Genomic DNA, 14545 nt, shown 5'->3' with positions numbered 1-14545 from the left:
AATAACGGAACTCCACAAAATCCGGTATATCATTTTTTATATGCCTGCCAAAAAGGGGAAGGCTACAGTTGAATGGAAAATTTTGTCCTATTTTTGGGATAAGGTCAATGGTTGCGAATCTGGGGGCATAGAATGAAAAGGATAAAACAAATGCGATAAAAAAACATGATTTTCGAGAATCGTTTTACAAAAATTCTGATTAAAGCCATTTATTTGATATCCATATACATTCTTCCTATTCTGGGTTTTGGCCAGGACAGTACTATTGAAAACGTTCCGAAAGAAATCGTTGGGTATCCGTTACGTGGCACCGAGCTTCATATGGATGGTGTTGTTGATGAAGAGTTTTGGTTAAACATTCCGGGCAATGGCAATTTCTTGATGCAGGAACCTGAAGAAGGGGGCGAGCCAACGGAGCGAACAGAAGTAAGAATCGCCTTCGATAGCCAAAATCTTTATATAGCAGTAGTTTGTTATGATAGTAATCCTTCAGGTCTTAAGGCTTTTCAAAAGAAGAGGGACGCACCGCTGGAGACCGACGATCGTTTTAGATGGATTTTGGATACTTTTATGGACCAGCGAAGTGCCTATTTTTTTGAAATCAATCCCTTGGGATTACGCGGGGATGGTCTCATTTCTTCAGGGCAGGGTCAAACTTTGAACAAAGACTGGGATGGTATTTGGAATACATGGACCTATATTGGTGATTTTGGCTGGTCGGCCGAAATCAGGATTCCCTTTCGCACCTTGAACTTTGATTCCAACAGTGATGTTTGGGGTATTAATTTTCAGAGGACCGTACGCCGTAAGAACGAAGAACAGTTATGGACGGGCCACCGTCGGAACCAAGGTTTGCTACGACCGCAGAATGCCGGTATTCTTACAGGTCTTGTCGATCCATCGCAGGGGCTAGGGTTGGGGGTCGTGCCCTATGCCATTGCCCAGTCCCGAAAAGAATATGATGAAGAGAGCGATGCGTCGATCAATACGACCTCTGCGGACTTCGGGTTTGATATCAATTACAATATTACATCCCAGTTGAAAGCCTCTTTTACATATAACACTGATTTCGCGCAGACCGAAGTGGACAATCGACAAATAAATCTTACTCGTTTTCCTTTACGTTTTCCCGAAAAAAGAGATTTTTTTCTAGAGGGGTCCTCCATTTTACAATTTGCACCTTCAAGTAATCCAGAACCATATTTTAGTCGCAGGATCGGACTGGTGAAAGGGGTCCCTATCCCTATCAAGTATGGGGGGCGTCTTATAGGGAATGTAGGTAAGAATAATATTGCACTGTTACACTTGCGAACAGAAAAGAAGGGAGAGCTGAATCCGGAAAGTTTTACAGTGGCCAGATATAGACGAAATTTTTGGAAGGAGAGTTCTATCGGCGTATTATATACCCATAGAAGCACCGAGGACGATATATTTTTTGGCAACCCCATTCAAGATAGAAAGACATGGGGCGCGGACCTAAACTTAAGTACTTCAGAATTCTTAGGTTATAATACACTGCAGTTCTCGGCCTTTTTTGTTGGGCACAACCCCGCTTCTCCCCTTGACGATGCTACCTCGATGTCGGATAGATCGGTCCGTGGATTCCGTTTTAATTTTCCCAACCAGCCCTGGTCAGCATGGGTTTCATATAGGGAATTTGGGGACGCGTACGATCCAGCGGTCGGTTTTAACCATCGTAATGGTTTTAAAAGGTTGCAACCGGCAATAAACTACGCTCCCCTGTTTGAAAAGAGCAACGTTATTAGAGAAATAGAATGGGGAATTTACTATGAGTATCTCACTTCGTTGGAAAACGAACTTCTTACCGAAAACCTTAGGTTTACCTTAGGAGAGATTCGATTTGAATCCGGGGATGGATTAGGTATCCAAGTATCTAGGAACTTTGAATTTCTCGATGAAAATTTTGATATACTTGGCGACGGCCCGGTTATCGTGGCCCCGGGCGAATACGTGAACTGGGGTTACGAATTGGAGGCCTCCTCTGCGTCATTTCGTAAGGTATCCGGCTCCATTGGTTATGAAGCGGGAGGATTTTGGACCGGGAATATATCAAGCTGGGTATTGGGCTTGACCCTTCGCCCGGCACCCGGTATCAATCTCAGCAGTGGGTACACGCATACTAGGGTAACCGCTGATAACAGCGGATTCGACACCAATTTATTCCAATTAGACCTTGGCCTTGATTTTACCCCTGATATTTCGCTCTCGTCAAATATCCAGTTCGATGATGTAAGTGAGATTCTGGGCACCAATACCCGATTTCGATGGATACTTACCCCTGGTACCGACATTTTTTTTGTCTATAACCACAATTGGCTAAACCGCCCGGCAATGGACAAAAGGCTCTTTACCATACAACAGGGCGGGGCGCTGAAGGCGGTCTATACCTATCGTTTTTAGGTAGGCAATACTACGAAAAGGATAAAATGATCGTATAAACCGTCTAAAATGTTGGACAAAACCATTACTGGACCTGCAATAAAAAATCGGACGAAAAGTTAAGTGGTAGTTTGAGCTTACATGAATTTTCTAATTCATCTTGATATACCCTTGACCGGCAGATTTACTACACATGGTGGCAGTAAATTCAAAACCACGCGCTGCGCGCTAGTTTCGCTGTTTTACTACGAAATTTTGAGCCAGTTCAATTCCTCCATAAAACAACAAAACCACGCCTATTGGTGTGGCTTTTGGCTTAATCGTGGAGCCGGAGGGATTCGAACCCTCGTCCAAACAAGCAATTACAATGCCTTCTACATGCTTAGTTTCCGCTTGGTTTTCGATGCACGCCTGACCGGAAACGGCCTAACGTACACTTAGCTTCTTTAAGTTTTAGTGGCAGCGTCAAAGCGAACGCTGCCCTTGTGTTGACTTCTATGGTGCCCCTTGAAGAACCGCCGTCAACAAGGGCTGTTCAGGGACATCTCGCTACTCCGCCTTGCGGAGCCGTGGCATAACCGTACTGTGATTCGGGTTACGCGGCAAGAGCGTAATTAGATTCGCCAATTAAAAGTGTGAAGTATGTGATTTACGAGCTGTACCCCAGCGCTCGGCATGCTTACATTGCCATTGGTCTCGCTGTCAAAACCAGTCGGCCCCTTCAATGAGATAGAAAATCTCCGATTTTCGTAATCGAATTGAACCCCGGGCGCAGTCTCGGGGTACCCGATGACCACCTGTGCCCAAGTCCAAAAATCAACGTAATCGAATTGCCCCCCGGACGTAGCCAAAGTGACAACGCCGAAAGATTTTAATGCTACTCAATGATTTTTTTCAAAGAACTATTCCTTTTTCGAAAGGATGGCAAAGTTAATCAAAAATTTGCATCCCATAATTTTTATCGGGAAGGGAATTTGTCCATCCCTTCAAATCCCACTACATTTATGGCAAATACTATGCCGTTCCCATAAACCCATAAACCCATAAACCCATAAACCCATAAACCCATAAACCCATAAACTCAACACTGAATGAAATTCGGAATCATCCGCGAACGTAAAAATCCCCCTGATCGGCGAGTCGTGCTCTCCCCGCAAGCCTGTCAAAAGGTCGTATCGAAGCATCAGAATGCCCAAATCATCGTCGAACCTTCCCCCATCCGTACCTATACCGATGCGGAGTACAGGGCAGCGGGCATAGAGGTCGACCTTAATATGGAGCAATGCGACGTACTGTTGGGCGTAAAAGAGGTGCCCATGGATGCACTCATCCGCGATAAAAAGTACTTCTTTTTTTCGCATACCATCAAAAAGCAGCCCTACAATCGGGACCTCCTTGAGGCCATCTTGGAGAAAAATATCGAGCTTTACGATCATGAGGTCATTACCGATAAGAACGAACAGCGTCTGGTCGCCTTTGGGAGGTATGCCGGCATTGTCGGGGCCTATAACGGATTCCGGGCATTCGGGCTCAAATACGACGCCTATAAGTTGCCCAAGGCCGACGAGCTGCCCGACCAAAAAGCATTGATCAAGGTGCTGACGACCCTTGAACTGCCCAAAATCAAAGTGCTTCTTACTGGTAGGGGCAGGGTCGGTGACGGGTCTCGGGAAATGCTGGACGCCATGGGCATGAAAAGGGTCAATGTTGACGAATACCTTAAAAGGGAATTTGACGAACCGGTGTACTGTCAAATCGATGCCGGTGAGTACAATAAACGCAAGGACGGGGTGCGCGGAAACAAAGCTGATTTCTTTGAAAATCCCGAAGAATATAAATCCAATTTCTATCGGTTCGCTAAAGTCACCGATCTATATATTGCGGGCCATTTTCACGCACAGGATGCGCCGTTTCTCTTCACTCGGGAAGACGCCAAGCAAGCGGATTTCAAAATAAAAGTGGTGGCGGATATCAGTTGCGATATCGATGGACCCATTGCATGCACCATTCGCCCGTCAACCATCCAGAATCCCATCTACGGGTATGACCCAAAAACGGAAGGAGAGACGGACTACACCGATCCTTCAGCCATTGCGGTAATGGCCGTCGACAATCTGCCCTGCGAACTGCCACGCGATGCCAGCGAAGGTTTTGGTGAGGCCTTTTTAAAAAATGTGATACCCGCTTTTTTCAATGGGGATAAAGATGGCATTTTGCAACGTGCCCGCATGACCTATAAAGGCAAGTTGACCGAACGATATTCGTATCTACAGGATTATGTGGACGGCACGGAGCCTGCCGATTTCCAATGATTAGGATCAATCCCCGAAATAGGCCTTAACGATGACACCGACATTGGCCTACTTCGCCTGAACGCCCCACTCGATGACCGGCTGTTGCTGAGGAGCGGTAAAACAACCTAAAGCCTTAAGTTTTAAGGTAACGGTATCCTTTTTTTCCAAAGTCTTGATCTGTAAAATCTTCGATTTCCCGGCCGGAATCTCAAAGACCGGCGAGCTATCGTAGAAGGTATAATCCATCGCGTTTTCAAAAAGCAGGTCGCTGCTCGAAATATTTTGGAGTTCTATTTCCACTATTTGGGTGTTCTCGATATATTCCGCCTTGATAATTTCGATACTGGCTTGAAGCAATGGAGCGAGGAATTCTTCCCGGCCTACCATCAAGTCGTTAAAGACCGCAATGGTTCGTCCCGCAAAGAGGGCTTCGCGCAGGCTTTCTATACTTTTTTCCCTGGCAAAGACCAAGGTGATCGGCCGGTGGTTTCCCTTTTCGGTGTAGTTCCAATCAATGAGACCGTGAATGTCGCTGGTGCCCATTATCGTCAGGTCTTGCTCTAAGGCAAGCTTTAGTGCCTCCTCGGAATATTCGACGTTGTTTATCACCTCGATACCGTGAAGCTCGTCGTTCTTGATCCGGGCCTTCTGAAAATCACTCAATATCGGAGTGCCTTTCGGACTCTGACGATGCCATGCGGGATGGTTCCAGAACACAAAGGCCGCTTGCTCCTTGGCCGCGGCAAAAGCGTCCTCCGGTTTTTCGTGCAACAATTGGTTCGCATCGGATATGAAAAGGGCGTTGCTATGCCCCACAGGTTCTGAGCGGGTTATTTCTGATCCGTGTACAACTAGAAGTCCGTGTTCCTCGGCTTCGTCCATAGCTTTCGCCAGTTCAAAGGACCGGTTTCGATCGGGATGGGGAATATCCTTCGCGTGGGGTTGGTATTCCAAATGCTCGGTGAGCGCTATTGCATCCAAGTTTTCGCGCAGGGCTTCCTGTACCCGTATTGTGGGCCATACATTTCCATCGGAAAAAACGGTATGCTGATGAAAATCGGTTTTTAAGGTGGTGTACCCTGGGATATTGGGATAGGTAAGAGGTTGGGCGCCCATGTGGGAGTGATCTTGGGCGTTGCCGGCAGTATAAAGAAGGATGGAAAGAAATAAGATTGCATATTTCATAATGGGTGGTTTGCTTAAAAATAAGAAATAATCGAAAAGCGGGTAATCCTGAATTGTGACCGTCAGTACGATGATGTCGCCACATTTCCAAGGAAAGCCGCGCTTAGGTTATTGAATCAATCCCTTATCCTTATAAATATCGATATATTTTTCGCTCAAGGCATCCGAATCCTTATATTTTTTTCGGATTTCTTTCAGTTTCTCCTTCATTGTGGCAACCGTGTCGGCATAAGTGGGATCGTCGTACACGTTGTGCATTTCCAACGGGTCTTTCTTTCGATCGTACAGTTCCCACTCATCCACGTCGAAATAGAAATGGATCAGTTTAAAATCTTCCGTAGCGATACCGTAGTGTCTTTTCACGGCGTGCTCGGCAGGGTATTCATAGTAATGGTAATACACCGCATCGCGGTTCCAATTTCTGGTGTTGCCATTAAGTAGGGGCATCAGGCTTTCGCCCTGCATATCATTGGGAGACATGACCCCGGCCGCGTCCAAAAAGGTCTGGGCGAAATCGAGGTTCTGTACCATTTCTTCCGAGGTGGTGTTGGGCGTGATGACGTGCGGCCAGCGGATCAATAGAGGGGTCTTGAACGATTCGTCGTACATAAAACGCTTGTCGAACCAACCGTGTTCGCCAAGGTAGAAGCCCTGGTCCGAGGTATAGACGACCAAGGTGTTTTCCGTGAGACCGTTTTCATCGAGATAGTCCAACACCCTTCCCACATTTTCGTCCACCGCGGCGATGGTGCCGAGATAGTCCTGCATATACCGCTGGTACTTCCAGACCATCAATGTGGAATCGTTCATATCGGGATAGCGCTGTTGGAAATCTTCGTTAATGGGGCCGTAGATGGAATCCCAAGAGGCCCTTTGTTCGGGAGTCATACGTTGGATGGGATTGTAGATTTTCCGGTCATCGATATCCAAGGCCTCGACGACTTCCGGGTATATCTTCAAGTCATAATTCAAGGTCATATGCTTTAGGATGTTCATTTCCGCCGTGGCCGCGGCCGTACCCCGGTTTTCGTAGTCGTCGAACAGGGTTTCCGGTAGGGGGAAGGTCTTTTCCGTAAACTCGGTATAGTGCCTCTTGGCGGGAAGCCATGACCGGTGGGGCGCTTTGTGCAGGTACATCAATAAAAAGGGCTTTGTGGTATCCCTTCTGTTTTCCATCCAGTCCAGCGTAAGGTCCGTTGTGATATCGGTCACATAGCCTTGAATGGTCGTATCGCCCTGCTGGGTGATGAATTTGGGATTGTAGTAGTCCCCCTGTCCCGGAAGGATCTTGAATTCGTCGAATCCCTTGGGATTGTTGCCAAAATGCAGTTTCCCGAACATGGCCGTCTGGTAGCCCGCCTTCTGTAGCAGTTGCGGAAAGGTGACGTTCGTGGTATCGAAAGGGGAGAGGTTATCGATTTTGCCGTTGATATGGCTGTGCTTTCCGGTGAGGATGACCGCCCGTGACGGGGCACAGATGGAATTGGTTACACTGGCATTGGTAAAGAGCTTCCCCTCCTTGGCGAGCCGGTCGATGTTGGGGGTATGGATTAGCTTGTCGTTATAGGCGCTGATGGCCTGATAGGCATGGTCGTCGGACATGATAAAGACGATATTCGGACGTGCCATTTCGGCTTCGCCGGATGTATCGTCGGCACAGGAAACAAAAATAAGGAGGGAAATAAGGAATAAGATGGGATAACAGGGTCTCATTTTAGGATGGTTTTTTCGTTTGGCACTCAATGTACTGAAAAAGTTTATGGGTTTATATGCTTATTCGTTTCGAAACCCGAACCCGATGTAGGACGGTAAGACTTGGGACAAAGGACTGAAAATTTGTGAAAAGTGGCCTCTTCCGTGGAAAGACTAACAGTCTTAGGTCGTACAGTCTTAAGTCACTTCTAACCGTTAGATAATTAAGTAAAAAAACATTTAGGCTTATACTTTTTTGGATTTATGATCAACCGCCCTATTTCAACTGATTGACGGTCTCTCGCAAAGCCGTTAAATTCGTCAATAAACGTTCTAAATGGTCCAAATGCAACATGTTGGCACCGTCACTTTTCGCGTTGGCCGGGTCGAAATGGGTTTCCATAAAGATCCCGTCCACTCCCGCGGCGATTCCGGCGCGGGCCATGGTATTGATCAGTTCGGGGCGGCCTCCGGTCACGCCGGAGGACTGGTTGGGCTGCTGAAGCGAATGCGTAACGTCCAAGACCACCGGCGCGTATTGCTTCATGGTGGGGATGCCCCTGAAATCGACGAGCATATCCTGATAGCCGAACATGGTGCCGCGGTCGGTGATCCACACCTGTTGGTTGCCGGAATCGGTGACTTTGGTGACGGCGTGCCGCATGCTTTCGGGACTCATAAACTGTCCCTTTTTGAGGTTGACCACCTTTCCGGTTTCCGCGGCGGCCACGACCAAGTCGGTCTGTCGGACCAAAAACGCAGGAATCTGCAGCACATCCACATATTCCGCGGCCTTGGCGGCATCATCGGGCACATGGATATCGGTTATGGTCGGCACCTCGAAGGTTTCCGAAACCTTCCGCAGAATCTTCAGCGCCTTTTCGTCCCCGATGCCGGTAAAACTGTCCACCCGGCTGCGGTTGGCCTTTTTAAAACTTCCTTTAAATACATAGGGAATGCTCAACCTGTCGGTCACTTCGGCGATATGCTCCGCAATACGCAGCGCCATGTCCTCGCCCTCAATGGCACAGGGGCCGGAAAGTAGAAAGAAGTTGTTGCTGTCGGTATGCTTGAGTTTGGGAATCAACGAGAGGTCCATATCCTTTAATTTTTGTAAAGATACTAGATCGAAGGAATTTTGGCCAAGTTGGGTTTGATTGTCTCCGGTGTATGTGCCTCCGTGTGCATTTGGACCGCTAGCGAATCCCTTCAAAATCAACATCCTAAAAAAAATACATTCCACGTCGAACCGAGCGATTTTAGTTGTACCTTTGCCCGCCCTAAATACGGACGTGCCTTTGCGGCATTGAACAAATCCAAAAAAGACGAATGTCAACAACAAAGAATATTGCCATCATCGCCCACGTTGACCACGGGAAGACGACCTTGGTCGACAAGATCATGTACCACTGCCAGCTGTTTCGCGACAACGAAAATACCGGCGACCTGATCTTGGATAACAATGATCTCGAACGGGAACGGGGCATCACCATTACCTCAAAAAACGTATCGGTAGTCTATAAGGATACCAAGATCAATATTATCGACACCCCCGGTCACGCCGATTTCGGAGGCGAGGTCGAACGGGTGCTGAACATGGCCGATGGGGTGCTCCTGTTGGTGGATGCCTTTGAGGGGCCCATGCCCCAGACCCGTTTTGTGCTCCAAAAAGCGATCGATCTGGGATTGAAGCCCTGTGTGGTGATCAATAAGGTGGACAAGGAAAATTGTACGCCCGAAGAGGTGCACGAAAAAGTGTTCGACCTGATGTTCGAGCTCGGCGCGGAAGAATGGCAGCTGGATTTCCCCGTGGTCTATGGTTCCGCCAAGAACAATTGGATGAGCGACGACTGGCAGAACGAAACCGAAAATATCGAACCCTTGTTGGATATGGTCGTCGAGCATATTCCGTCTTTTGAACCGGAGGAAGGCACTACCCAAATGCTGATTACTTCCTTGGATTTCTCCTCTTTTACCGGACGGATAGCTATCGGAAGGTTACAGCGTGGCAGTCTTAAGGAAGGCCAGCAGGTCTCCTTGGTCAAAAGGGACGGCAGCATCGTAAAATCGAAGGTTAAGGAACTGTTCACTTTTGAAGGGCTCGGCCGTATAAAGGTCAAGGAAGTGGCCGTGGGCGATATTTGCGCGATTGTCGGACTCGAAGGTTTCGATATCGGGGATACGATCGCGGATCTCGAAAATCCAGAAGGTCTTAAGACCATTGCCATCGACGAGCCGACCATGAGCATGTTGTTCACGATCAACGACAGTCCCTTTTTCGGGCAGGACGGAAAGTATGTTACCTCCCGCCACATCAAGGAGCGGTTGGAGCGCGAACTGGAGAAGAACTTGGCCCTCAGGGTCGAGGAGACCGATAGTGCCGATCGATTTTTGGTCTATGGCCGGGGCGTGTTGCACCTGTCCGTACTGATTGAAACTATGCGTCGCGAAGGCTATGAACTACAGATCGGCCAGCCCCAGGTTATCATCAAGGAAATCGACGGCGTCAAATGTGAGCCCATCGAATCCTTGACCATCGATCTGCCCGAGGAAGTATCCGGAAAGGCCGTCGAAATGGTGTCGATCCGAAAAGGGGAGATGACCCGTATGGAAGCCAAGGGCGACCGGATGGTCTGCGAGTTCCTGATTCCCTCACGCGGGATTATAGGCCTGCGAAACCAATTGTTGACCGCGACGGCGGGCGAGGCCATTATGGCGCACCGCTTCTTGGAATACCAGCCGATGAAAGGAGATATTCCGCAACGGCAGAACGGATCCTTGGTCTCTATGGAGAATGGAAAAGCGATTCCTTATTCGATTGACAAATTGCAAGATCGGGGCAAATTTTTCGTCGATCCGGGCGAGGATATCTATGAGGGACAGGTCATCGGGGAGAATTCCCGTGGCGATGATATGACCGTCAACATTACCAAGACGAAAAAACTATCGAACGTACGATCGGCCGGGGCGGACGATAAGGCAAAAATTGTGCCCGCCATCAAGTTTTCCCTGGAGGAAGCCTTGGAATACATCCAAAAGGATGAATACGTTGAGGTCACTCCCAAGCATTTGCGATTGCGCAAGATTTATTTGAAGGAAGTGGACCGGAAGCGGAACAAGATTACCTAATGTTCGGGGCTTGTTTTCCCCTTTGAAGTTTCATTTTACGCTAAGGGACCTTATTGGATGTTGCGAACTGATATGGATCCGATCGTTCCCCTATGCTTATGAAATTCAGGGGTGCCAGTCTATAGAACATGATGTACTTCCAAAGCCCGAAAGGGATAAAGGGCTAGGGTTACACGTCCATCGGGATCTTGTGCAGCGCCGCTGCGGCCGCCCCGATAATTCCCGCGTGGTTTTGCAATTCTGCGGGCACGACCGGCGTGTTGATCTTGATGTATTTCTTGAATTCATCGAAGTCCTTCGAAGTGCCCCCGCCCAGCAGGATGAGGTCGGGCGCGATGATCAGGTCCACATATTTTAGGAATTTATTAAAGCGTTTTCCCCATTTCTTATAGGATAATTTTTCCCGTTCCTTGGCGGAAGCAGCTGCCCAAAGTTCAATTTTCTTGTATTTTTTATAGGGTATCTGCCCCAATTCGAAATTGGGAATCAATTTGCCGTCGTAAAAAGCGCCGCTCCCGAGTCCCGTACCGATGGTAATCATGACCACCAGGCCCTCTTTCCCTTTTCCGATACCGTATTCCATCGAGGCGTAGCCCGCAATGTCGGCGTCGTTGACCACCGTAAAATCAAGTCCCGTTTTTTCTTCGAAGAGTTGCTCGACGTCGATGTCCAACCAACTTTTATGAAGGTTGCCGGGGGATTTACAGATTCCTTTTTTGATAACGGTAGGAAAGCCGCAGCCCACTTTGCCCTTGTAGTCGAAATGGTCGACGATTTCTGCGATGACGTCCGCCATTTCTTTCGGCTTGCGGGATTTCGGGGTCGGAATTCGGTGCCGCTCCGAAATCATCTCCCCGGTTTTGATGTCAACAATACCGCCTTTCATGCCGGATCCACCGACGTCAATGCCAAGAATTTCCATTTAAATGTTTTAAGGTTCAGGTTCGGAAAATACAAAAAGTTTTGATTGTATCGGAATGGTTGCAGACTCTTTACGTATCTCTGACCAATTTACGTAGATGCGTGTACGCTTTAAGGCCTAAAGAGCGTTTTTGACCCTTTGAGCGCGTTCGAATAGACGAACCAAAACATCTCGACTACGCTCGCCGGGACATTTTTAGCTCAAACTGATCAGGGGCTTTTTGGACCATCATTTTTTACTTAGTAATTTTCACTGCACACCAACTGCGCCCCCACTGCACAGCCACAAAAGACCCACTTCACACCTACTTCACACCCACTGACTGACGTCTAACGGCCAACAACTAACGTCTCCACCTCTCCTGCTCCAGCAGCGGCATCAATCGCGCTACAATTTCTGGATGTTCCGACGCGATATTTTTGTTTTCGGGGATATCGGCGGTATGGTCGTAAAGCTCAATGTGTGGCTCTTCTTCCCTAAAATACTTCGTCAGGCGGTAGTCTGGTGTGCGAAGCGTGATGCCTTGATTAAAATACCCATAGGCTTTGCCTTGGTTCCTGCTGCCGTTGGAGGTCAATAGGGGGACTAGGCTTTCTCCGTCGATTTTATGGTTCAAGGGGATATCGGCCAATTCTAGAAGGGTAGGGTAGAGATCAACGCTTTCGACGACCGCTTCCACCTTATGGTCGTGATTCGAAACATCGGATTCATTTGCGTTCATGGCATTCGGCGTTTTGATGATCAGTGTACTTTTTAGTGCATTTTCGAACAGCGTGTGTTTGCCCCAGACCCGTTGATCTCCCAAATGCCAACCGTGGTCGCCCCAGATGACTACAATGGTGTTCTCCGTCAATTCGAGCCTTTTGAGTTCTTGCAGTAATTTTCCGATTTGGGCGTCGATATAACTGACGGAGGCCAGATACGCATGTCTTAGTTTTCGGGCATAGGCATTGGAAACCGAGGTATCCAACCCGGCTCTTTCCTCGCCCAAGGCGTATTGGTTGAATTCCCCGCTTTCCTGTAAGCTGGCCAAATTGATGTTCTCCGGAATTCGGGGATTATCGGAGATGGGGACGCTGTCACGTTCATACAGGTCCCAATATTTTTTTGGAGCATTAAAAGGCAGGTGGGGCTTGAAAAATCCCACACCCATGAAAAAGGGCTGTTCATTTTCTTGAAGCTCCTTTAATTTGGATAGCGCGAGGTTAGCGGTCAATCCGTCCGGATAGCCTTCATCCTCGACTTCCCCCGATTCATAGGGTCGGACCTGCTTCTCGAGGCTTTGTCGGTTCTCCCCGTTGGCGTAGGCGAAAAAGGCGTTCCATCCGGTTTCCCATTTTCCGGCGTCGAAGAGCAGTTCACTCCAACTATGCGGCAGTTCCCTTTTTTCGGATACGGGCTCCTCATATCCGTAAACATACCCGTCGGCGGAGTGGCTGATCTTTCCGATGCCCACGGTATGATAGCCCGCCCGTTTGAACCGATGGATAAAGGTTTCGGGCACGGAATCCTCGGCCTTTCCCGAAATTTCGACTTCGATGGCGCGATTGGACAAATGGATAGGTTTCGATGGACGGTATCCGGTCAAAAGCGAATGGCGGGAAGCACCACAAGTGGGCACCTGTACGTAGTGATGGGTAAAGAGGCTGCCCCTCGACGCCAAGGAATCCATATTCGGCGTCCGGGCGACGCTGCCATAAGCTCCCAGCTCGTTCCGCAGGTCGTCAATGGCGATAAAAAGAATGTTGGGCCTTGTTTTTTTTTCGGCCGAAGGGTATTCTTCCTTACAACCCCAAATGATTAGGAGAACAAATAGAATCGGACCTGGATGTTTCATTCGATTTATGTTTTTTAGTTGGGCTCCAAATCCTGTTGGAGCCATTTTTCTTGAGACCCTATCTGCCTTTACGTTGATTAGATTCCAGATTTTTGGAAATTTGGGGTTTGAAATTTGGAATTTAGTATTTTCATTCCAACAGCCCCTTTTCCCATAAATACTCAAAGACCAGCATATCGACTTCCGCCACCATGTGCCTGTCCTCATGTCGTAAAAACACTATCTCGGTAGTACCGTCGGCCGGAAGCAGCTCTCCCTGGTATGATGCCGTATAACAGGTCATCCGCATCAAGACTCCCGGTTTCTGCCCATCTGCCTGGGCCTCGAAAATTCCCAAAAAGAAAAGGGAGTCGATTTCGATCTCCACGCTCAGTTCCTCCCTGATTTCCCGTAGAAGGGCCTTGGCGTCGCTTTCGCCGTCTTTTCGTTGCCCGCCGGGAATATAATACCTGTCGCGTCCCTCGGTCCGGGTCATTAGAATGCGCCCGTCAAGAATATGGATCCAGGCGAGCTTGTCGATAATCTGATCGGTGGGCTCGATATAATAATCTATGGAGTTCAACGAATGGTTCGGGTCGATAGTGTCGAGAAATTTGTCGATCCAATTGCCGAAAGCGGTCAAGGTACCGAGTTTTTTATTGCGCCCCAAGGCACTGGAGATGGTCTCATCGCGGTTTCCGAAATTATAGCGTCCCTTTTTGACCCAAAGGGTGTTCAAGAGATGTTGCATTATAACGTTCCCCAATTGATCTACCGAGATGGCGATTTTCAATAGGTATTCACCTATCCCCTTAAATCCCTTTTTAAAAAGACTGTGGAAAAATCCGTACACGAAACCCAACGGTCCCGATATGGCCAATAGCACGATAGAAATCAAAAACAGCAGTGCCCCGATAATCGGGTTTACCGTTTTATCGGTCCTGTATACGCGCTTTTTTTTGATCATTGAATAAGTGCAAATAAAAGGGGACCACTATGGTTTTAAAAATGCTATGCTAGATAAAAAATCTATGTACGGTCATCCTCCCAAAGATACTCAATTCAAAAAACCCTAGGCCACCGCTATTCAAATTCAAATAAGGGCTA

The 14545-nt window shown here is 48.2% G+C and carries 9 protein-coding genes and 1 other RNA gene; 3 read left to right on the top strand and 7 right to left on the bottom strand.

Annotation, left to right across the window (positions count from 1 at the left end; translation table 11 throughout):
* Window positions 1-213: 213 nt before the first annotated feature.
* Window positions 214-2421 (top strand): carbohydrate binding family 9 domain-containing protein, encoded by a 2208-nt coding sequence (locus RQM65_RS03640; RefSeq protein WP_314012816.1) that lies wholly within the window; start codon window positions 214-216, stop codon window positions 2419-2421.
* 299 nt (window positions 2422-2720) lie between these two features.
* Here RQM65_RS03640 and ssrA read toward each other — a convergent pair.
* Window positions 2721-3120: a transfer-messenger RNA gene (gene ssrA, locus RQM65_RS03635) on the bottom strand.
* A gap of 371 nt (window positions 3121-3491) precedes the next feature.
* On the opposite strand from ssrA, the gene RQM65_RS03630 reads away from it, so the two are divergent.
* Window positions 3492-4712, top strand: a complete 1221-nt coding sequence (locus RQM65_RS03630; RefSeq protein WP_314012815.1) for an NAD(P)-dependent oxidoreductase — start codon at window positions 3492-3494, stop codon at window positions 4710-4712.
* Window positions 4713-4760: 48 nt separating this feature from the next.
* Here RQM65_RS03630 and RQM65_RS03625 read toward each other — a convergent pair whose 3' ends face one another.
* The 3 genes from RQM65_RS03625 to kdsA form a co-directional block, all read right to left on the bottom strand.
* The gene (locus RQM65_RS03625; RefSeq protein WP_314012813.1) at window positions 4761-5879 is read right to left on the bottom strand and encodes an Sb-PDE family phosphodiesterase; all 1119 of its coding nucleotides are present in this window, start codon (window positions 5877-5879) and stop codon (window positions 4761-4763) included.
* A 108-nt stretch (window positions 5880-5987) separates the two neighbouring features.
* Window positions 5988-7592, bottom strand: a complete 1605-nt coding sequence (locus RQM65_RS03620; protein ID WP_314012812.1) for a sulfatase family protein — start codon at window positions 7590-7592, stop codon at window positions 5988-5990.
* A gap of 256 nt (window positions 7593-7848) precedes the next feature.
* Window positions 7849-8670 (bottom strand): 3-deoxy-8-phosphooctulonate synthase, encoded by an 822-nt coding sequence (kdsA, locus tag RQM65_RS03615; protein ID WP_314012811.1) that lies wholly within the window; start codon window positions 8668-8670, stop codon window positions 7849-7851.
* Window positions 8671-8900: 230 nt separating this feature from the next.
* Between kdsA and typA the strand changes: the two genes are divergently transcribed.
* Window positions 8901-10700: a translational GTPase TypA gene (typA, locus tag RQM65_RS03610; protein ID WP_314012810.1), complete on the top strand. Its 1800-nt coding sequence runs from the start codon at window positions 8901-8903 to the stop codon at window positions 10698-10700.
* A gap of 169 nt (window positions 10701-10869) precedes the next feature.
* Here typA and ppgK read toward each other — a convergent pair whose 3' ends face one another.
* The 3 genes from ppgK to RQM65_RS03595 all read right to left on the bottom strand — a co-directional run bounded on the left by ppgK (window position 10870) and on the right by RQM65_RS03595 (window position 14405).
* Window positions 10870-11622 (bottom strand): polyphosphate--glucose phosphotransferase, encoded by a 753-nt coding sequence (gene ppgK / locus RQM65_RS03605; RefSeq protein WP_314012809.1) that lies wholly within the window; start codon window positions 11620-11622, stop codon window positions 10870-10872.
* A gap of 343 nt (window positions 11623-11965) precedes the next feature.
* Window positions 11966-13459 (bottom strand): sulfatase, encoded by a 1494-nt coding sequence (locus tag RQM65_RS03600; RefSeq protein WP_314012808.1) that lies wholly within the window; start codon window positions 13457-13459, stop codon window positions 11966-11968.
* Window positions 13460-13589: 130 nt separating this feature from the next.
* On the bottom strand, window positions 13590-14405 hold the full coding sequence (locus RQM65_RS03595) for an NUDIX hydrolase (RefSeq protein WP_314012807.1): 816 nt from the start codon (window positions 14403-14405) through the stop codon (window positions 13590-13592).
* Between the last annotated feature and the right edge of the window lie 140 nt (window positions 14406-14545).

The sequence above is a fragment of the Pricia mediterranea genome (genome assembly GCF_032248455.1).
Taxonomy (GTDB): domain Bacteria; phylum Bacteroidota; class Bacteroidia; order Flavobacteriales; family Flavobacteriaceae; genus Pricia; species Pricia mediterranea.
Note: the sequence above shows the minus strand (reverse complement) of the source record. Positions and strands in the feature narration are given on the sequence as shown.